This is a genomic window from Devosia litorisediminis (assembly GCF_018334155.1).
Lineage (GTDB): Bacteria > Pseudomonadota > Alphaproteobacteria > Rhizobiales > Devosiaceae > Devosia > Devosia litorisediminis.
In genome coordinates this window covers 388984-408194 of the sequence record NZ_JAGXTP010000002.1, presented here as the reverse complement: position 1 = coordinate 408194, position 19211 = coordinate 388984, and the positions used below count along the sequence as shown (strand labels likewise).

General features: G+C 61.5%; 19 protein-coding genes and 1 other RNA gene. 12 read left to right on the top strand and 8 right to left on the bottom strand.

What is annotated here, in order from left to right; translation table 11 throughout:
* Positions 1-11 precede the first annotated feature (11 nt).
* Positions 12-767: a fumarylacetoacetate hydrolase family protein gene (locus KD146_RS14815; RefSeq protein WP_212659586.1), complete on the top strand. Its 756-nt coding sequence runs from the start codon at positions 12-14 to the stop codon at positions 765-767.
* A 66-nt stretch (positions 768-833) separates the two neighbouring features.
* On the opposite strand, the gene KD146_RS14810 is transcribed toward KD146_RS14815, so the two are convergent.
* The 6 genes from KD146_RS14810 to KD146_RS14785 form a co-directional block, all read right to left on the bottom strand.
* A complete protein-coding gene (locus KD146_RS14810; RefSeq protein ID WP_212659585.1) occupies positions 834-1565 on the bottom strand; it encodes an SDR family oxidoreductase in 732 nt (243 codons plus the stop codon).
* A gap of 10 nt (positions 1566-1575) precedes the next feature.
* Complete coding sequence (locus KD146_RS14805; protein ID WP_212659584.1) at positions 1576-2682, bottom strand: mandelate racemase/muconate lactonizing enzyme family protein; 1107 nt, start codon at positions 2680-2682, stop codon at positions 1576-1578.
* A 2-nt stretch (positions 2683-2684) separates the two neighbouring features.
* Positions 2685-3770: an ABC transporter ATP-binding protein gene (locus KD146_RS14800; RefSeq protein ID WP_212659583.1), complete on the bottom strand. Its 1086-nt coding sequence runs from the start codon at positions 3768-3770 to the stop codon at positions 2685-2687.
* An 11-nt stretch (positions 3771-3781) separates the two neighbouring features.
* Entirely contained in the window at positions 3782-4639 is an 858-nt protein-coding gene (locus tag KD146_RS14795) for a carbohydrate ABC transporter permease (protein ID WP_212659582.1), read from the bottom strand.
* The gene (locus tag KD146_RS14790; RefSeq protein WP_269370815.1) at positions 4636-5511 is read right to left on the bottom strand and encodes a carbohydrate ABC transporter permease; all 876 of its coding nucleotides are present in this window, start codon (positions 5509-5511) and stop codon (positions 4636-4638) included. Before KD146_RS14790 ends, KD146_RS14795 begins: the two co-directional genes overlap by 4 nt.
* A gap of 256 nt (positions 5512-5767) precedes the next feature.
* A complete protein-coding gene (locus KD146_RS14785; RefSeq protein ID WP_212659580.1) occupies positions 5768-7096 on the bottom strand; it encodes an ABC transporter substrate-binding protein in 1329 nt (442 codons plus the stop codon).
* A 277-nt stretch (positions 7097-7373) separates the two neighbouring features.
* Here KD146_RS14785 and KD146_RS14780 point away from each other — a divergent pair, with 277 nt between their 5' ends.
* The 10 genes from KD146_RS14780 (at position 7374) to KD146_RS14735 (ending at position 16562) form a co-directional block, all read left to right on the top strand.
* Entirely contained in the window at positions 7374-8147 is a 774-nt protein-coding gene (locus tag KD146_RS14780; RefSeq protein WP_212659579.1) for an IclR family transcriptional regulator, read from the top strand.
* An 11-nt stretch (positions 8148-8158) separates the two neighbouring features.
* On the top strand, positions 8159-8980 hold the full coding sequence (locus KD146_RS14775; protein WP_212659578.1) for an amidohydrolase family protein: 822 nt from the start codon (positions 8159-8161) through the stop codon (positions 8978-8980).
* A 33-nt stretch (positions 8981-9013) separates the two neighbouring features.
* Entirely contained in the window at positions 9014-9343 is a 330-nt protein-coding gene (locus KD146_RS14770; RefSeq protein ID WP_212659577.1) for an L-rhamnose mutarotase, read from the top strand.
* A 234-nt stretch (positions 9344-9577) separates the two neighbouring features.
* Entirely contained in the window at positions 9578-10642 is a 1065-nt protein-coding gene (locus KD146_RS14765) for a Gfo/Idh/MocA family protein (RefSeq protein ID WP_427857111.1), read from the top strand.
* On the top strand, positions 10639-11178 hold the full coding sequence (locus KD146_RS14760) for a MaoC family dehydratase (protein WP_212659576.1): 540 nt from the start codon (positions 10639-10641) through the stop codon (positions 11176-11178). The genes KD146_RS14765 and KD146_RS14760 overlap by 4 nt, the downstream gene beginning before the upstream one ends.
* 2 nt (positions 11179-11180) lie before the next feature.
* The gene (locus tag KD146_RS14755; protein ID WP_212659575.1) at positions 11181-12332 is read left to right on the top strand and encodes a CaiB/BaiF CoA transferase family protein; all 1152 of its coding nucleotides are present in this window, start codon (positions 11181-11183) and stop codon (positions 12330-12332) included.
* Positions 12333-12346: 14 nt separating this feature from the next.
* On the top strand, positions 12347-13450 hold the full coding sequence (locus tag KD146_RS14750; protein WP_212659656.1) for an extracellular solute-binding protein: 1104 nt from the start codon (positions 12347-12349) through the stop codon (positions 13448-13450).
* The gene (locus KD146_RS14745) at positions 13450-13902 is read left to right on the top strand and encodes a MaoC/PaaZ C-terminal domain-containing protein (protein WP_212659574.1); all 453 of its coding nucleotides are present in this window, start codon (positions 13450-13452) and stop codon (positions 13900-13902) included. The genes KD146_RS14750 and KD146_RS14745 overlap by 1 nt, the downstream gene beginning before the upstream one ends.
* A 65-nt stretch (positions 13903-13967) precedes the next feature.
* Positions 13968-14801, top strand: a complete 834-nt coding sequence (locus tag KD146_RS14740; protein ID WP_212659573.1) for a sugar phosphate isomerase/epimerase family protein — start codon at positions 13968-13970, stop codon at positions 14799-14801.
* A 45-nt stretch (positions 14802-14846) separates the two neighbouring features.
* The gene (locus tag KD146_RS14735) at positions 14847-16562 is read left to right on the top strand and encodes a diguanylate cyclase domain-containing protein (protein WP_212659572.1); all 1716 of its coding nucleotides are present in this window, start codon (positions 14847-14849) and stop codon (positions 16560-16562) included.
* On the opposite strand, the gene KD146_RS14730 is transcribed toward KD146_RS14735, so the two are convergent.
* The gene (locus KD146_RS14730) at positions 16559-17938 is read right to left on the bottom strand and encodes an FAD-containing oxidoreductase (protein ID WP_212659571.1); all 1380 of its coding nucleotides are present in this window, start codon (positions 17936-17938) and stop codon (positions 16559-16561) included. The genes KD146_RS14735 and KD146_RS14730 overlap by 4 nt on opposite strands.
* Before the next feature lie 152 nt (positions 17939-18090).
* Positions 18091-18951 carry an LOG family protein gene (locus tag KD146_RS14725; RefSeq protein ID WP_212659570.1) on the bottom strand — a complete coding sequence of 287 codons (861 nt, stop codon included), beginning with the start codon at positions 18949-18951 and terminating at the stop codon, positions 18091-18093.
* A gap of 127 nt (positions 18952-19078) precedes the next feature.
* Here KD146_RS14725 and ffs point away from each other — a divergent pair.
* Positions 19079-19174, top strand: an RNA gene (ffs, locus tag KD146_RS14720) — signal recognition particle sRNA small type.
* Positions 19175-19211: the final 37 nt, after the last annotated feature.

Below are 19211 nucleotides of genomic sequence, written 5' to 3'. Positions count from 1 at the left end.
AGGACACACAGATGACAGGCCAGACGATCGACATCATGGAAGAACTGGTGACGCAGTTGATTGCAGCCCATGACGGCGGCGCGCGTATCAGCGCCGTCGCCGAGAGCCTGACCCCAGCCGACATGGCTGGCGTCTACGCCATGCAGGATCTGATCATCGCCCGACTAGGTCCAGTGGGTGGCTGGAAGGTCATGGCCGGTGGGCAGGGCGAGCCAATTTGTGCGCCCATTCCGGCCAACCGCTATTTTGCCAATGGGGCAGCGCTGGATTCAACCAGGCACGGCTTCATCTTTCCCGAAGTGGAAGTGGCGGTTACCCTGGGCCAGGACCTGCCCGCCGGATCAGACGCGGCTGCCGTTGAAGCAGCGATTGCCAGCCTGCACCCGGCTCTCGAAATGGTGGCGAGCCCGTTTGTCGACCGCGATGCCATCGCCCATAACGTCAAGCTGGGCGATCTGCAAAGCAATGGTGCGGTCGTGGTCGGTCCCGTCCTTGACGGGGCGATCAGGTCCGAGCTGAGCACCCTGCCCGTCACGCTGCTGTTTGACGGCGTTGAGTCTACAGCGGGCGCCTCGGGCGCGAACTGGTCGGATATCGTGGCGGCCCTGGGCTGGCTCGCCAGCCACGCCGCAGAACGCGGCTTGCCGCTCACGGCCGGTCAGGTGATCATCACCGGATCGCGCGCCCTGGGCCCGCACGGCGCAGCCCAGTCCATCGAAGGCCGCATGGGCGCCTGGGGTTCAGTCACCGCAGCCATGCGCTATTGAGAGCACAATCAGATTGATTGCCTTGAACAACCGGCCGATCCCCTCGGCCGGTTGTTTCGTTTCAGCCTAGGCCGTCCAGCCACCATCAATGATGTGCACCTGACCCGTCGTATAGGTCGCGCCAGCCAGATAGACCGCCAGATCCGCCACTTCGTCCGGACGTGCAATGCGGCCGATGGGCTGGCGGGCGATGAAGGCCTTCTTGGCTGCTTCGAAGTCGCCTGTCGCGTGCCAGCGTTCATGCAGCGAGGGGCTGTCCACCGTACCGGGGCAAATCGCGTTCACCCGGATATTGGAAGTGGTGTAATCGGCTGCGACCGATTTGGTCAGGCCCACCACGGCCGCCTTGGAGATGGTGTAGGCCGCGCGATTGGGCACGCCCTTCACCGAGCTGGCCACGGTGGCCATATTGATGATGGCGCCGTCCTTGCGCTCGAGCATTTGCGGCAGCACTGCCTGGATGGTGCGGATCTGCGCCTTGATGTTGAGATCGAAGGCAAAGTCGAGATCGCTATCGCTCATTTCGAGCACGCTGCCGGAATGGACCACGCCAGCGCAGTTGAACAGCACGTCAATGCGGCCGATCTCGGCCACGGCCTGCTTGACGGCATCGCGCGACAGCACGTCGAGCCGACGGGTGGTCACGCCGGCCATGCCATCGAGTTCGGCGAGCTTTTCGGTGTTCACATCAGTGGCGATCACGGTGGCGCCAGCCTTGACGAAGGCTTCAACCGAGGCGCGGCCAATGCCCTGGGCAGCGGCGGTGATGAGAACGATCTTACCGGTAATGTCGGCCATGCCTGAATTCCTATTGTAGTGTTATGCGGCTGCCCTCGACCGCGAGGCGATCAATGGCTTCAAAGTTCCAGGCAATGCCCAGTCCCGGCGCGTCCGAGGGGATGGCGCGGCCCTGCTCAATGGTCATGCCCGTGGTGGTGAGGCTGTCGAGCTGGGGAATATACTCCACCCAGCGCGCATTGGGCACGGCTGCACACAGCGAAACGTGCAATTCCATCAAGAAATGTGGGCAGACGCTGATATTGAAGGCTTCGGCCATATGCGCCACCTTGAGCCAGGGGGTGATGCCGCCAATACGCCCGACATCCACCTGGATGATGGACGCAGCGTGGCGCTGCAGATATTCGCGAAAATGGCTGACCGAATAGAGGCTTTCGCCCACCGCGATGGGCAGGCTGGTCTGCTCGCTCAGGCGCACATGGCCCGAAATATCGTCGGCCGGCAGCGGCTCTTCGAGCCAGCCGATATCGAGTGGCTCATAGGCCCGGGCGCGGCGAATAGCTTCGTCCACGGCAAAGGCCTGATTGGCGTCGGTGAAGATTTCAAAGCCGGGGCCCACCGCCTCGCGGACAGCGGCAATGCGCGCCACATCTTCATGGATTGGCCGACCTATCTTGAGCTTGCAGCCGCCAAAACCGTCGGCCTTGGCGCGCAGGGCGTCTTCAACCAGCGCGGGCTGCTCGATATGCAGCCAGCCGCCTTCGGTGGTGTAGAGCGGGATGCTGGCCTGGGCCCCACCCGCCAGCTTGTGCAGCGGCAGGCCCAGCTTGCGGCATTTGAGATCCCATAGCGCGGTGTCGATGGCCGCCATGGCAATAGCGGTCAGCGCGCCCACCGTGGTGGCATGGGTGAGAAACAGCAGGTCGCGCCAGATGGCTTCGATGTCATAGGCATCGCGGCCGATAATAGCCGGGCCCAGCGTACGCTCGAGCAGCGCCATCACCGAGGGACCGCCGGTACCGATGGTATAGCTATAGCCGGTGCCCACCACGCCATCGGCGTCGGTGATGCGCACCATGGGTGTCTCCTGAGAGACAAAGCTCTGAATGGCGTCGACCCGCTTCACCTTGGGCTTGAGGTCGACCATGAGCAGTTCGACACGGACAATTTTGGCCATGACTAGGCGACCACGCGCTTGCCGGATGCTTTGTCAAAGACATGCAGGCGGGTCAGATCGAGGGTGAAATCGAGCGTCTCGCCCGGGGCGACGACGCGCGGATTGAGCATTTTGCCCTGCACGTCAATACCGCCCATTTCGACGAAGATAATGGTCTCTGTGCCCAGCGGCTCGGCGATGATGACATTGCGCTGCAGCGGCATGGCTGCCCCATCGCCATGCAGCGCATGACCCTTGGGCGCAAGACTCTCGGGCCGGAAGCCGAGCACGATTTGCTGGGATTGGCTGACTGGCAGACCCGCTGGCAGCGGCACTTCGAGCCCGTCGCTGAGCCGGGCCTTGCCATTGCTGACCACGGCATCGAGCAGGTTCATGGGCGGGCTGCCGATAAAGCCGGCGACGAACACATTGGCGGGCTGTTCGAACACTTCGCTGGGCGTGCCGATCTGCTCGATATCGCCGTCGCGCATGATCACGATACGGTCGGCCAGCGTCATGGCTTCGACCTGATCATGGGTAACGTAGATCACCGTGGTCTTGACCCGCTGGTGCAGCTTCTTGATCTCGACACGCATCTGGCCGCGCAGCTTGGCGTCCAGGTTGGAAAGCGGTTCGTCGAACAGGAACACATCGGGATTGCGCACAATGGCACGGCCCATGGCGACACGCTGGCGCTGACCGCCCGACAGGTTGGCCGGCAGGCGATCCATATAGGGGCCGAGGCCGAGAATATCGGCGGCGTCATCGACGCGCTTGGTGATTTCGGCCTCGGCCATATTGGCGATCTTGAGCCCGAAGCCAAGATTGTCGCGCACCGTCATATGCGGATAGAGCGCGTAGCTCTGGAACACCATGGAGATGTTGCGCGCACGCGGCGGCAGGTCGTTGACCACCCGGTCGCCGATCGAAATCGTGCCCCCGGTGATTTCCTCGAGCCCCGCGATCATGCGCAGCGTGGTGGACTTGCCGCAGCCCGAAGGCCCCACCAGAACCACGAATTCGTTGTGGGCAATCTCCAGATCGATGGCGTGCACCGTCTCCAGTTTGCCATAGCTTTTGCTGACCTTGTCCAGACGAACCTGTGCCACCGAAATATTCCTTATTTAACGCCGCCAAAGGTCAGACCCGAGATCAGGTGCTTTTGCACGATGAAGGTCAGAACCAGAGCGGGAATGATGATGAGCACGGCCATGGCACTCATGCCGGTCCAGTCCACGGTGAACTGGGCGGTGAAGTCCATGAGCCCGACCGGCATGGTCTTGCTGGCGGTGGTACGGGTGAGCTGGCTGGCCAGCGCATATTCGTTCCACGACGTGAGGAAGGCAAAGATCGCAGCTGACGCCAGTCCCGAGCGGGCCAGGGGAAATTCGATCTTCCAGAAGGCCTGCCATGCGGTGCAGCCATCGATCTGGGCGGCTTCGCTCAGATCAACCGGGATCTGCCGGAAAAAGCCGTCTGTCAGCCAGATGGTGAAGGGGATGTTGACCGCCAGATAGACCACGATCAGGCCGAAGCTGGTGTCGATAATGCCCAGGCGGGCCCAGATGATGAAGAGCGGCAGGCTGAGCGCCACACCCGGCACGGTACGGCTGAGCATGAAGGCGAGAAACAGCGTGGCCTTGCCGCGGAAGCGGTAGCGGGCAAAGGCGTAGCCGCCGGCCATGCCGATCACCACCGCGATCATGGTGGAGGTCAGCGAGATCACCAGCGAGTTGATGAAATACTGCGCCACCGGCAGGCCCTGCTGGACATCGGACAGACCGAACAGCCGGGCGAAATTGTCCAGCGTCCACTGCTGGGGAATCCAGACAGCCGGGCGCGCCAATACCTCGATATTGGGGCGGAAGGCGGTCAGCACCACCCACAGACCCGGCACGGTCAGGATCACCATGGCGACGAAGACGCCAAAGCGGATCAGCCAGCGCTGCCAGGGCTTCTCGATGCTCAAACGGCTCATTGTGCGCCTCCCATGAAGGTGCGCGCCGCGGTGAGCTTGCGGAAGAAGAACACGGTGAAAAAGATCGAGAGCAGGATCGAGACATAGCCCATGGCATTGGCCATGCCCATCTGGCTGTTCTGGTAGCCGGTGCGGGTCATCAGCGTCCAGATCAGCTCGGTGCGGCCAGCCGGGCCACCATTGGTCATGATGCGGACCATGTCATAGGCCCGCGCCACATCGAGCGAGCGGATGGTCATGGCGATGTACACAAAGGGCATCAGGAAGGGCAGCGTGATGTGCTGGAACACCTGCAGGGGATTACAGCCATCAACCTTGGCAGCCTCGATGGGATCCTTGGGCAGGGCCATCAATCCGGCCAGCAGCAGAATGGCGAAGATCGAGGTCGACATCCAGATTTCGGCGAAGATTATGGAGAAATTGGCCAGCGTGCCATCGACCAGCCAGGGAATGGGCTGGGTGATCAGACCCAGATCGAACAGGGCGTTGTTCACCAGACCGATGGAGTCGTTGAAGATGTACTTGAACTGGAATCCCACCAGAATGGGCGAGAACATCATGGGAAACATCATGATGGTGCGCAGCGTGCGCTGACCCCAGGTGATCTTGTTGATCAGCAGCGCCAAGCCCAGGCCGAGCAGCATTTCCAGATTCAGCGTGATGGTCACGAAAATAAAGGTCCGGCCGAAGGCCCACCAGAAATCCTCATTGCCCATCAGGCGCTGGTAATTGCGCAGACCGACGAAGTTGAACAGCGTGGCGGGCTTGGTCAGATTGTAGCTGGTGAAACTGGTCCAGAACGAGACCAGCAGCGGCACCAGAACCACCGCCAGAATGACGATGATGGCTGGCAGAAGCAGCAGATAGGGCACGGCGCGCGGCGAACGGAAAAAGGCGGCAAAGCCTTCGCTCCAGCGGGCACGTGGCGGTATTTGGACGTCGGTAGCCACGGAAAGGACCCCCACCCTTGCTTCCCCCCCGCGGGGGAAGGCGACTAAAATAAACAAACCAGAACAATGCATGCCAGCATCTGGCTGAACATGTTTACGGCAAGGGCCTTGCGGGTCCCGGGTCCCGAGCCAGACTCGGGAGGGATGCTGCCCGGCGAACCGGGCAGCACAGAGTCAGCTAGAGGATACCGGCATCTTCAAGGATCATGCGGGCTTCATCGGCGGCCTTGTCGAGTGCTTCCTGTGGGGTCTTCTCACCCACGATGGCAGCCTGCAACTGTGGCCAGAGCACGTTGGACACCTCGATCCACTGGGGGATCAATGGTGGCGTGCGGGCATCGGCCAGGCTGGCCTGCCAGATCGGGAACATTTCGGCGAGAGCGGTTTTGCCGTTCTCGTTGAAATAGGTGATGACTTCGTCGAAGGTCTTGGAGCGGGTCGGCAGATTGCCGGCCTGAGCTTCCATCATTTCGCTTTCGTCATTGGTCAGGAAAACGGCGAGTGAGGTCGCAGCTTCCTTGTTGTCACAAGCTTCAGTGACCGAGAAGGAGTGCGAACCGGACCAGCCGCCACGCACGCCGGCAGAACCAACTGGCGACACGGCAAAGCCGAGCACGTCAGAGATCTTGGAGGCGGCCGGATCGCTGTAGAAGCCGGCAAAGCCCGGCCAGTCAAGATCGACCGCCAGCTGGCCAGCGGCCATGGCCTGACCGATATCATCCCAGGTGTAGTTCACGGTACCGGCTGGCACGCCGCCGGCATCATAGATGTCTTTGAACCAGTTGAGCGCATCAACGCCTTCTGGCGAATTGAAGATCGGGTTCCAGTCGGCGTCGAACAGATCGCCGCCATTGGCGCGCAGGATTTCCATGAAGCGGCCGGACATGCCTTCGTCCTTGCCCGCAAAGGCCGTGCCGTACAGGTTTGGCGGATCAGCAAAGAAGATGATCTGCTGCTTGAACTCCTCAAAGGTCTTGGGCGGTGCCAGATCGGCGCCGAACTCGGCCTTGTAGGCCTCCATATTGGCCGGGTCCTCATAGAGGTCCTTGCGGTAATACAGGTTCGACACGTCGGTCACGCGGGGCAGTTGCACCAGACGGCCATCGACCATGGCAGACTTGAGGGTGCCCGGGACGTATTTGGCCAGTTCTTCAGCCGGGATCATGGTCGACAGGTCGACATACAGATCGCCGTATTGTGGTGCGAAGCTGGTGTGGTTGGAGCCGACGCACCAGGTGATCTGGCCGGTGGCGATGTCCTGCTTGATCTCGCGATCAAGGTCGAAGTGGTTCTTGGACGAGACGATCTCGACCTTGGCGCCAGTCAGCGCCTCCCACTCTGGAATACGCGTGTAGAGCTTTTCGTACTGCGTGCCGCCGATCAGTTTCACCTTGAGGGTGTAATCGGGGAACGAGCCGTAGTCGAAGTCTTGAGCGATCGCCGCGCCCGACAGGGTCGCCAACGCGCACGATGCCAGGAGCGCCCTGGCCAGAAACTTGGTTGCCATTGTTTTCCTCCAAGGACCTTTCAAATGGTGCCCCGTTTTGCGGCTTGATCATCCATATGTGAAAAGTCTATTCGTAGGTAAGCACGAAGCTCGCGGGGTCGTCAACCGGCTGGCGCGGCGTAAAGTGTCGTCTGGCGGGTTGAGGCAGGGCTCGGCAGGACGCGTTCAAAGCTGGTGGTCAAAAGCACGACAAAGGCGCCAAAGGTGCCGCTCGGTGCTAACAGTGTGTTAGCCAGTGGGGCCAGGATGCGACAAGAGAGCGAAAGGGCGGTGAGGCGTGGCGACTGAAGATGATGGGGACCGCTACCGCGCTCCGGCGCTGGACAAGGGGCTGGATATCCTTGAGCTGCTGGCCGGAACGGCCGACGGGCTGAGCCAGGCTGAAATCGCCAAGGCGCTCGACCGCACGCCCAATGAAATCTACCGCATGCTGGACCGGCTGGTGCGCCGCGATTATGTGCGCCGCACCCCCGAAGACCGCTATGAAATCACGCTCAAACTGTTTGAGCTGGGCCATGCGCGCCCCCCCACGCACCGACTGATCAGCCAGGCCATGCCGGTGATGCGCCGGTTCGCGCTGCAGGCTGAACAGGCCTGTCATCTGGTGGTGCAGGATCGCAATATTCTGGTCGTCATCGCGCAGGTCGACGGGCCCGGCTACTGGAACGTGTCGATCCGTGTCGGCAGCCGCATCAGCCTGATCAATACCGGCTCGGGCCATGTTTTTCTGGCCTATGCCAGCGCCGAAGAACGCGCGCTGATGCTGGAAGAACGGCGGCTGGGCAGTGTCGAGACTATGCCACGCGGGCTCGAGGCGCGGCTCGAGGGCGTGCGCGAGCAGGGTTATGAAAACATGCCCAGCGCCCAGACCGCTGGCGTCCAGAATCTGTCAGCGCCGATCTTTGGGCCGCTCGGGGGCGTCATTGCGGTGCTGACCTGCCCCTATTCGCAACGGCTGGACAAGCTCGATGTACCCCATGTCCCACAGACACTCTCGCTGCTGCTGCAATCCAGCCGCGAAATTTCACAGCGCTCGACGCTGAGCGCCTAGGAGGACCCGATATGCGCATTCTCGACACCCATCTGCACCTGGTCTATCCCGACCGTTTTGACTACCCTTGGCTTTCGGATGCGCCGGCAATCAACAAGCCCTGGACGGTCGAGGACTATTTCGCCGAAGCGCTCCCGCTGGGCATCGAGTCGGCGCTGCATATGGAAGTCGATGTCGCTGAGGCCGATCTGCTGGGCGAGAGCGAGTTCGTCCTCACCCTGCCCCGCGTGGTCGGCGCCATTGCCGGCTGCCGCCCGGAGCACATGAATTTTGTCGATCAGATTGAGCAGCTTAGCGAACATGCTCACGTCAAGGGCGTGCGCCGCATCCTGCATCAGATGCCAGACGATCTGAGCCAGTCCGACCTGTTCGTCGAGAACATTCGCCATCTGCCCGATTACGATCTGAGCTTTGATCTGTGCGTGCGCGCCGACCAGTTACCGATTGGCCAGATGCTGGCCGAGCGGGCGCCTGACGTAACCTTCGTGCTGGACCATTGCGGCGTGCCCGATGTGACCGGCGGCGGGCTTGACCCGTGGCGCGCGCACATCAGCAATATCGCCAAGGTGCCCAATGTGATGGCCAAGGTTTCAGGCATTGTCGCCTATTCGGGGGCCGACTGGAGCGTCGACACCATCCGCCCCTATGTCGAGCACATCATTGAAAGCTTCGGCTGGGATCGCGTGGTGTGGGGGTCCGACCATCCTGTGGTGACGCTGACCGGCTCGCTGACCCGCTGGGTCCAGGCCACCCACGAGATCATCAAGGGTGCCAGCGACGACGAGAAGGCCAGGCTGCTGCACCTCAATGCGGAGCGGATCTACAAGGTCTAGGACCACGGCGCGCGAATGGAGGAGGTCAAAACAATGCGACGTTATGGTGCCGTTATTGGGCTCAAGCCCGAACAGATCGCTGAATATAAGCGGGTGCATGCCGCGGTCTGGCCCGATGTGCTGGCGCAGATCAAGGCGAGCAATATCTCGAACTACTCGATCTTCCTGCGCGAACCGGAGAATTTGCTGTTCGCCTATTACGAATATTCCGGCAGCGACCACGACGCCGATATGGCCGCCATGGCGGCCGATCCGCGGACACAGGAATGGTGGGACGTCTGCATGCCGATGCAGTCCCCGCTGGAGAGCCGGGCCGAGGGCGACTGGTGGGCCAGCACCGAAGAAGTTTTCCACCTCGACTGATCGTGGATCAAACTGAGCACCACATCGGCGGCACCTCCGGCGCCGCTGACGCTTTTTTGGGGGCCAGGGGGGATAAGGGGGATAGCGCACTAGCCGTTATGGGGCGGCGCAGACGGCAGATTCGCAGTGCAATGATGGTGAGCTTTGGCATCCGGACTTGTCACTTCAACTCGCATGTGAAAAGAATATTCACATAAGAATGACGCTAAGCGCGTCGCGAGGAGGAGGGCAATCGTGCCCATCGATGTTTCCAGCCTGCAGCAAAGCTGGCCAAAACCGAGCGCGCCACGCCCGATCGTCATCATCGGGGCGGGCGGCATCGTCAATGATGCCCATCTACCCGCTTATGAGATGGCCGGTTTCACGGTCGCTGGCGTGTTCGACATTGACGGGGACAAGGCCAGGGCTCTGGCGGCCAAATGGAACATTACCGCCTTCGCCACGCTGGACGAGGCCATCGCAACGCCCAATGCGGTCTATGACCTGGCCTTGCCTCCCGCCGCCCATCTGAGCGTGCTGCCCAAGCTGCCCGACGGCGCTAGCGTGCTACTGCAAAAACCCATGGGCCGCGATCTGGCCGAGGCCAGCGCCATCCTCAAGCTGTGCCGCGACAAACATCTCGTGGCGGCCGTCAATTTCCAGCTGCGCTTTGCGCCGATGATGCTGGCGGTGCGCGACGCCATAAGCCGCGGCTATCTGGGCGATCTGATCGATACCGAGGTGCATCTCAATCTGGTGACGCCCTGGCATTTGTTTCCGTTTCTCAATGGCATGCCGCGGGTCGAAATCGCCGTGCACTCCATCCATTATCTCGACCTGATCCGGGCATTTCTGGGCAATCCAAGCGGCATTCACGCGCGGACCATGGGCCATCCCTCGACCGAGTTGGCGCAGACGCGCACCAGCGCACTGATCGATTTTGATGATGGCGTCCGCACCACGCTGAGCATCAACCACCACCACGATTTTGGCCGCAAGTTCCAGGATGCCAGTTTCCGCTTCGAGGGCACCAGGGGCGCCGCGATGATCAAGCTGGGCCTGCTGCTGAACTACCCCGAAGGCGAACCCGACGAGCTGTGGATCGCCCAAAAGGGCGAAGACTGGCAACAGGTTAGCCTAGACGGCGGCTGGTTCCCGCATGCCTTTATCGGCACGATGAGCAATCTGCAGCGCTTTGCCGCCGGCGAGGACAAGACACTCCTGACCTCGGTGGAAGACGCCTGGCACACCATGGCGCTGGTTGAAGCCGCCTTTCAGTCCGCCGCCAGCCCGGCGACGCCAATCAAGGCGACACCATGAGCACCATCGGCCATTCCTCAACCCATCCCACGACGATGCCGGCCGAGCATGCCGACATCCCGGTGTGGAACAGCGAAAACTGGTTCTACGAGGACTGGGAAACGGGTCATCAGATCCGCTCGCTGCGCCGGACCATTTCGGAGGGCGAGAGCATGACGTTCAACGCTCTGGTCACCGACATGCACCCTTATGTGGCCGACGATATCTTCGCGACCAGTGAAGGGCAGTTCGGCAAGCGGCTGGTGGCCGGAGCCTTCGTTTTCTCGGCCGGGCTCGGGCTGGTGGCGACCAATTGCGTGAACGCCTTCAGCTATGGCTATGACAAGCTGCGTTTCATCAAGCCGACCTTTATCGGCGACACCATCTACACCATCCGCACAAATCTCGAAAAACACCCCAAATACAAAGAGCTGGGCCTTTGCCGGGCATCCTATGAGGTGTTCAAGGGCGAAGGTGAGCTGGTGCTCTATTGCGAACATATCCAGACCGTCAAATACCGCAAACCGGAAGACTTCGTCGGCCAGACGAAGGAGTGACCATGACCGAAACTCCCCTGCTTGATGGCCTTGTGGTCATCGATATGTGCCAGTTCCTTTCGGGCCCCTATGCCAGCCTGCGGCTGCAGGATCTGGGGGCGCGAGTGATCAAGATCGAACGCCCCGATGGCGGCGATCTCAGTCGCCGGCTCTATCTCAGCGACACCGAAATCGGCGGCGATTCAACGATCTTTCACGCCATCAACCGGTCCAAGGAAAGCTTGGCGCTCGACCTGAAGAACCCCGACGATGTCGCCGCCCTGCGCAAGCTGTTGGCCAAGGCCGATGTGGTATTGCAGAACTTCCGGCCAGGCGTGATCGAGCGGTTGGGGCTGGACTATGCGGCGGTCAAGGCGATCAACCCTGCCATCGTTTACGCCTCGATCACCGGCTATGGCGGGGAAGGTCCATGGGTGGACCGGCCGGGCCAGGATTTGCTGGCGCAGGCCCGCTCGGGCGTGATGTGGCTCAATGGCGATGATGATCAGGGCCCGGTGCCATTTGGTCTGGCGATTGCCGACATGCTGGCTGGCGCCGCCGTGGCGCAGGGCGTTCTGGCAGCGCTGGTACGGCGGGGCATGAATGGTCAGGGGGCCCACATCGAAACCAGCCTGCTTGAAGTGCTGGTGGACTTCCAGTTTGAAGTGCTGACCACCCATCTCAATGACGGTCGGCGCACGCCCAAGCGCAGCGAATATCGTTCGGCCCATGCCTATCTGTCAGCGCCCTATGGGGTTTACCCCACCGCTGACGGCTATCTGGCGATCGCCATGACCCCATTGCCCAGATTGCAGAGCCTGCTGGGCATTGAGGCGCTGGGCCAGTTCAGTGATCCCAAGAGCTGGTTCAGCCAGCGCGACGCGATCAAGCAGATCATCGCCGACCAATTGGTCACCCAACCCACCGCGCACTGGCTGAGTATCCTTGAACCCGCCGATATCTGGTGTGCCAAGGTGCTCGACTGGCCCGAACTGCTGGCCAGCGAGGGTTTCAAGGCGCTCGACATGCTGCAGACGGTCACGCGCGAAGACAATGTTTCCATTGCCACCACGCGCTCCCCATTGCGGGTCAATGGTCAGCGGGCCCGCACCCATCGCGCTGCGCCATTGATCGGTGAGCAGAGCGCCAAGATCCGCGCGGAGTTCGGACTTTGATTACTTTGAAGGGCATGACCTGGGACCACCCACGCGGCTTTGATCCGATGGTCGCCACCGCCAGAGCCTGGCAGGAACAGACGGGCGTGCAGATCATCTGGGACAAGCGCAGCCTGCAGGATTTCGAGTCCTTTCCCGTCGAGGAACTGGCGCGGCAATATGATCTGATCGTGATCGATCATCCCCATGTCGGGCAGATCACCAAGGAAGGCTGCCTGGCGCCGCTGGATGTTGCCGGCCGCGAGGCCGAAAGGGCCGCCATGGCCAGCCACAGCGTTGGTCCATCCTTTGCCAGCTACGACTATGCCGGGCACCAATGGGCCTTTCCGATCGATGCGGCGGCGCAGGTTCAGGCCTATCGCCCCGACCTGCTGGACGGACCCGCCAAGAGCTGGACCGAGGTAGTCGAACTGGCCAAGGCCGGTCGTGTCATTCTGCCCATGCGGGCGCCGCATTCGCTGATGAGCTTTTATACCCTGGCCGGCAATCTGGGCACGCCCTGCGCGACGCAAGGCGACGAACTCATTCCGGAAAAGGACGGCGTGCGGGTGATCGAAACCCTGCGCCAGGTCACCGACCATATCGCGCCGGACCAGTATGCGATGGACCCCATCGCCGCTTCAGAGGCCATGGCAAGCGGCGATCAGTTTGCGCTGATGCCGCTGGGCTATGGCTATGTCAGCTACGCCCTGGACGGCTTCCGGCCGCACAAGCTGAAATTTGCCGATATCCCGGTCGCCGGATCGCGCGGGCCGATTGGCTCGGCGGTAGGCGGCACCGGTATTGCCGTATCGGCTTTCTCCAGCCATCAGGAGGCCGCTATCGGCTACGCCTATTGGGTGGCCAGCGAAGCGATCCAGCGCTCGATCTATGCTGGTGCGGGGGGCCAGCCCGGTCATGGACTGGCGTGGGAAGACGACGCGATCAATGCCGCTACGGCCGATTTCTATCGCGCCACGCGCGCCAGCATGCAGGGCGGTTGGCTGCGACCCCGCCATGACGGCTACATGGCATTTCAGGATGCCGCCGCCCGGCGCCTCAATGCGGGCCGGCAAGACCGCGAGGCGGCAAGTGACATCGTTGCCGCCCTCAACGCATTATTCAGAGAGAGCCATTGATGGAACGCCCTCGTCACTTTGAGGACTACGTGCTGGGCGAGGTTCGCAAGACCTATGGCCGCACCATTACCGAGACCGATTTCGTGGTCCATGCCGGCCATACCGGGGATTTTTTTCCCCACCACATGGACGCCGAGGCGATGAAGGACTCGCCATGGGGGCAGCGCATTGCGCATGGCACGATGACCTTTGCCATCGGCATCGGGCTGACTGCCAGCGAGATCAATCCCCTGGCCTTTTCCTATGGCTATGAACGCCTGCGCTTTCCCAAGCCGGTGTTTATTGGCGACACCATCCATTCCGAGCTGACGATTACCGGGCTCGAGCCTGACCCAAAGCGTGCCGATCACGGTCGGATTACCGAGCAGGTGCGTGTGCTCAACCAGCGCGGCGAGACTGTATTGGCCTGCGATCACATCTACCTGGCGCAGCGGCGAAGCGTGATCGCCTAAACGATAATACCGGTTGAACCCAGCGCCCCAGCATGGAAGTGTCCGCCCCAAAAGGAGACCTCACAATGGCTCAAATTAGCGCTGACCGCATCGCGGTTTCGACCTGGTCGCTGCACCGTCTGCTGGGCACAACCTATCCTCATGATCTGAGCACCACCGAGATCGCGCCGATGCAGGAGACCTATGGCGAGGGCGATGAATCGCTGCTTGGCCTGCCCTCAGTGCTGGCCAATCATGGCTATCATCGTCTGGAAATCGTCTCGTTCCATCTGCGCAGCCGCGATCCGGTCTATCTGGGCGAACTGCGGGACCAGCTCAAGATTGCCAATGTGAAGCTGCAGACATTGCTGATCGATGCCGGCGATATCAGCGATCCCGAGCATGGCGCCCGCGATCAGGCCTGGATCGCCAGCTGGATCGAGATTGCCAATGAGTTGGGTGCAGAAAACGCCCGGATCATCGCTGGCAAGCAGAAGCCGACGCGCGATGCGCTGGACCGCTCGGTCAAGGCGCTGACGGCGCTGGCTGACGGCAATGCAGGCTCGGATGTGCGACTGGTCACCGAGAACTGGTTCGATCTGCTGGCCGAGCCGGCCCATGTCAATTTTCTGCTCGACAAGCTCGATGGCCGCATCGGCCTGCTGGGTGACTTCGGGAATTGGAGTGGGCCCGAGAAATATGCCGACCTCAAGTCGATTTTTGGCCGCGCCGAACTGTGCCACGCCAAGGCCAGCTTCATTGATGGCGATCTCGATGAATCCGACTATGGCCAATGCGTCGCGCTCGCCGAAGAGGCTGGCTACAAGGGCCCCTATACGCTGATCTTTGACAGCGAGATTCCCAATGAGTGGCACGGTTTGGGGGTCGAGCGCGATTTCATCCTGTCGCGCGATGTCTAGGTGCCATTAAGGCGTATATTAACGGATCTGTAGCACACTGCTCTGATGGCAACTGGCTCAAAGTCCTCGGCACAAGCGCAAGCCAGCTTCGCACAATCTGATGCGATGCTGGCACGTATTGTGGATCGCGCTGCCGTAGGCATGGTGGTGTGCGACATGTCTGGCCAGCTGGCCTATGCCAATCATGCGTTCCAGAAGATGCTGGGATATGGCCCCGATCAGAACCTGAGCATTGTCGATCTGGTGCACGCGGACGATGACAGCGCCGGGCGCCAGCATGTGCAGCGCCTGATGCGCGGTGAGACCGATGACTATCGGGGCGAGCACCGGCTGCGCCACAACGATGGCAGCGCGCTCTGGATGGGCGTGGCCGCGTCTGCCCTGCGGGGCGAGGGACCCGCGCAACCCGACTATCTGATTTTCCAGATCACCAGCATTGAGCTGCAGAAAAGAGCCGAAGAAGCACTCGCCTATTCGGAGAGCCGCTGGAACTTTGCGCTCGAAGGCGCCGGTCAGGGTGTCTGGGACCATGACATCCGTACTGACTCCATGTTCTATTCGCGCATGTGGCGCATCATGCGGGGCATTCCGCCCGATGAGGAGGTGGATGGGGACCAGCAGAAATGGCTGGCGCGTATCCACCCCGACGATCTGCAGCACGTGCTCGACAATGTCTACAAGCAGGATCAGGGCGACGAGGATTTCGACGCTCTGGAATATCGCGAGCGCAAGCGCGATGGCAGCTATGTCTGGATCCTGAGCCGCGGCAAGCCGGTGGAATGGGATGCCGATGGCAATCCGGTACGCACGCTGGGGACCGACACTGATGTGACCAAGCTCAAGACGGTCGAGCTGGAGCTGGCTGCTGAGAAAGAGCGTCTGCGCGTGACGCTTGAAGCCATTGCGGACGGCATGATCTCCACTGACACCAATGGCCATGTGGTGTTCATGAACCCGGCGGCTGAATTGTTGACCGGCCATAGCAGCACCGATGCGCTGGGTCGGCCGGTGCGCGATATCTTTGCGCTGTTTGCTGGCGAGACAGGCGAACGCCAGGCCTGTCCCGTTGCGCGCTGCCTGACCACCGATACCGTGACCAATCTTGACGATGACATGATCCTGATCGGGCCAACCGGTATTGAGCGCGAAATTCGCTGCACGGCCTCGCCGGTCCGCACGCAGGGCGACAAGCTGTCGGGCGCCGTGCTGGTGTTTCAGGATGTGACGCAAAGCCGGACGCTGCAGCGCGAGCTGGCGCATTCGGCCAATCATGACGATCTGACCGGCCTGCCCAACCGCGCCGCATTCGATCGCGCGCTCAATAACGCCATTGTGGCTGCAACTGACCGGCAGCACCAGCACTGCCTGCTCTATATCGATCTGGACCAGTTCAAACCGGTCAATGACACGGCTGGACATGCTGCGGGCGACGCATTGCTGCAACAGGTGGCCCAGACCATACGCGGCAGCTGTCGCAGCCACGACATGGCGGCGCGCATTGGCGGCGATGAATTCGCCGTGCTGCTGCAGGATTGCCCGGCATCGGGCGGCAAGGCCATCGCCGACAAAATGGTACGCGCCATTGCCGCCTTGTTGTTTGACTGGGCTGGCCGCACCTACAAGATCGGCGCCAGCATTGGCATGACGGCCATCACCGCCACCCCTGCCTCGCCACTGGGATTCATGGGGGAGGCAGACGCCGCCTGCTATGCCGCCAAGGCCCGCGGCCGCGGCATGGCCGTGCAATTTAAGGATATCTAGTCGAGCGGCTTGAGATCCCCCAGCAGGGTCGGCAGCAATTCGCTGACCGTGGGATGGATGTGTACGGTTTCAACCATCGTGGTGTAGGGTGTGCGCGCCGCCATCAATTGCAGCAGCACCTGAACCACCTCGTCGCCGCCAATTCCCAGTATCGCCGCGCCCAGGATCTGCTTGGTGTCAGCGTCAACCAGCACCTTCATCATGCCCTGCGTCTCGCCGCGCTCCTTAGCGCGACTGACCCGCGACATCGGACGGGTGGCGATCAATGCCTTGCGACCCGATTTGCGCACTTCATCTTCGCTCATGCCGATGCGGCCAAGCGGCGGATCTATGAACAGCCCATGGACGGGAATGCGCCCGGCGACGGAGCGGTCGCCCTTGTCGATGACATTGTCGCCGACGATTTCAAACTCATTATAGGAGGTATGGGTGAAGGCACCGCGTCCATTGACGTCACCCATGGCCCAGATACCCGGCGCGCTGGTGCGCAGATGTTCGTCGGTGACAATGTAACCGCGCTTGTCGGTCTTGACCCCAGCGGCAGGCAGATTGAGCGCGTCAGTATTGGGCGTGCGCCCCAGGGCGATGAGCAGATGACTACCCTCCACCGAGGCCCGGCGTTCGCCGGTCTTGAGCGAGAGCAGCACGCCGCCGCCAGCCCGGGTCACCGATTCCACAGTGGTCTTGAACAGGAAGGTCACGCCTTCGGCTTCGAGAATCTTGCGTATCCAGGCCGAGATATCGGCGTCTTCACGCGATGCGGGCCTGTCACCACGATCAATCACGGTGACCTTGGCACCAAAGCGGGCATACATCTGGGCAAATTCCAGCCCGATATAGCTGCCCCCCACAATGACCAGATGCCCCGGCAGGGTATCAAGGTTCATGATCGAGCTGTTGGTCAGATAGGGCACCTTGTCGATGCCGGGCCAATCTGGCACAGCAGCGCGGGCGCCAGTATTGATGAATATCTGCGGCGCGGTGATGGTGCGCTCGCCGATCTGGACTTCGCTGGGGGAGAGGAAACGCCCCTCGCCCTCGATATACTCCAGCGCTTCGATGCCGCCGAGCCATTCGGTCAGGCTCTCTACCGAAGCGCCGACGACGGCGTCCTTGCGAGCCTTGACCGCCTTCATGTCCACGCTGACTGGTCCCTTGACGGCGACACCGAAGTCACCGGCACGGCGCGCCATCCAGGCAGCGCGGGCGCTGGCGACCAGCGTCTTGGTGGGGGTGCAGCCGTCATTGACGCAGGTGCCGCCAACATGTTCGCGCTCGATCAGCGCGACCTTTTTGTTTTCGCCAGCCAGACGTGCTGCCAGAAACGGGCCGGACTGCCCTGCCCCGATAACGATGGCATCAAACTGATCCGACATGGTCGACCTCCGCAATTGTGCATACTGACTGCCGACCCAACGGGTGGCGCCGCCTAGGGTTCAATCCAACCGCACCCGTGCGACCATGCGGTTTGAATCACCGCGCGCGCAAGTGCTGTCTGACATGATTGCGGCTATGGCCGGTGGAGCGATCAGTCGCCGCGCAGCACTTCGTCGATTTCGGGCAGATTGTAGAACTGGCGCACCACGTCCCACCCCTCATCGGCAGTATCCACAACGTTGAACAGGTCCAGATCGCCCGGCGAAATGGTGCCGGCGTCCGCCAATGCTTGAAGGTTGAGCACCTTTCCCCAGAAATCCTTGCCGAACAACAGGAGCGGCACGCGATCCATGCGACCGGTCTGGATCAGGGTCAGGGTCTCAAAAAATTCGTCGAGCGTGCCAAACCCGCCGGGGAAAACCGCCACGGCCTTGGCCCGCAGCAGGAAGTGGATCTTGCGGGTGGCGAAATAGTGGAAATTGAAGCTGAACTCGGGCGACACATAGACGTTGGGCGCCTGTTCATGGGGCAGCACGATGTTGAAGCCGATCGAGGGGGCGCCGACATCGGTGGCACCGCGATTGCCCGCCTCCATGACGCCTGGACCACCACCGGTGACCACGACATATTCCTTGTTATCCATGGCCTTGGCGGTTGTGGAGGCCAGTTGCGCAAAGCGGCGTGCCTCGTCGTAATAGCGCGAGGCCGCCTCCAGATTCTTGCGCTGGGTATCATTCTTTGCAGCCCAGGCATCCTTGCCAGGCTCGGGAATGCGCGCACCACCAAACAGCACCACGGTCGAATTGATGCCACGTTCGCGCAGCACGAATTCGGGCTTGAGATATTCAAGCTGGAAACGAATCCCGCGGGTGTCTTCGGAGGTCAGGAATTCGTCATCGGCAAAGGCCAGACGGAAGGCCGATGACTCGGTCTGCGGCGTTCTGGGAGCAAGCTTGGCGGAAGCGATATCTTCCTTGGACGTCCGCAGTGAAGTTTGACGACGCTTGGCCATGAATGCGATCTCCTGTGCTCCAACCCGTCTAGCCGATGGGCGGAATGATCGCAACGCAGGCGGCGCATGTGTCACAGTTTGCGCCGAGGCCTTGCCATTGACGCAATTAATTCGCATATAGCGCACCGGGAGGTTGGCGCGGACGTGTTCCTCGCCAACCGGGTCAGGTCCGGAAGGAAGCAGCCCCAACGAGACCTTCACGGGTCGTTGCCAGCCTCCTACTTGCCTCTATGATGGTCGCATGACCACAGGCAGATTCC

Bases quoted from the DNA above. Each gene is read 5' to 3' on its own strand.
- KD146_RS14725 (WP_212659570.1), bottom strand. From the start codon at position 18,951: ATGGCCAAGCGTCGTCAAACTTCACTGCGGACGTCCAAGGAAGATATC.
- KD146_RS14810 (WP_212659585.1), bottom strand. From the start codon at position 1,565: ATGGCCGACATTACCGGTAAGATCGTTCTCATCACCGCCGCTGCCCAG.
- KD146_RS14740 (WP_212659573.1), top strand. From the start codon at position 13,968: ATGGCTCAAATTAGCGCTGACCGCATCGCGGTTTCGACCTGGTCGCTG.
- KD146_RS14730 (WP_212659571.1), bottom strand. From the start codon at position 17,938: ATGTCGGATCAGTTTGATGCCATCGTTATCGGGGCAGGGCAGTCCGGC.
- KD146_RS14785 (WP_212659580.1), bottom strand. From the start codon at position 7,096: ATGGCAACCAAGTTTCTGGCCAGGGCGCTCCTGGCATCGTGCGCGTTG.
- KD146_RS14775 (WP_212659578.1), top strand. From the start codon at position 8,159: ATGCGCATTCTCGACACCCATCTGCACCTGGTCTATCCCGACCGTTTT.
- KD146_RS14770 (WP_212659577.1), top strand. From the start codon at position 9,014: ATGCGACGTTATGGTGCCGTTATTGGGCTCAAGCCCGAACAGATCGCT.
- KD146_RS14755 (WP_212659575.1), top strand. From the start codon at position 11,181: ATGACCGAAACTCCCCTGCTTGATGGCCTTGTGGTCATCGATATGTGC.
- KD146_RS14805 (WP_212659584.1), bottom strand. From the start codon at position 2,682: ATGGCCAAAATTGTCCGTGTCGAACTGCTCATGGTCGACCTCAAGCCC.
- KD146_RS14760 (WP_212659576.1), top strand. From the start codon at position 10,639: ATGAGCACCATCGGCCATTCCTCAACCCATCCCACGACGATGCCGGCC.
- KD146_RS14795 (WP_212659582.1), bottom strand. From the start codon at position 4,639: ATGAGCCGTTTGAGCATCGAGAAGCCCTGGCAGCGCTGGCTGATCCGC.
- KD146_RS14745 (WP_212659574.1), top strand. From the start codon at position 13,450: ATGGAACGCCCTCGTCACTTTGAGGACTACGTGCTGGGCGAGGTTCGC.
- KD146_RS14815 (WP_212659586.1), top strand. From the start codon at position 12: ATGACAGGCCAGACGATCGACATCATGGAAGAACTGGTGACGCAGTTG.
- KD146_RS14735 (WP_212659572.1), top strand. From the start codon at position 14,847: ATGGCAACTGGCTCAAAGTCCTCGGCACAAGCGCAAGCCAGCTTCGCA.
- KD146_RS14750 (WP_212659656.1), top strand. From the start codon at position 12,347: ATGACCTGGGACCACCCACGCGGCTTTGATCCGATGGTCGCCACCGCC.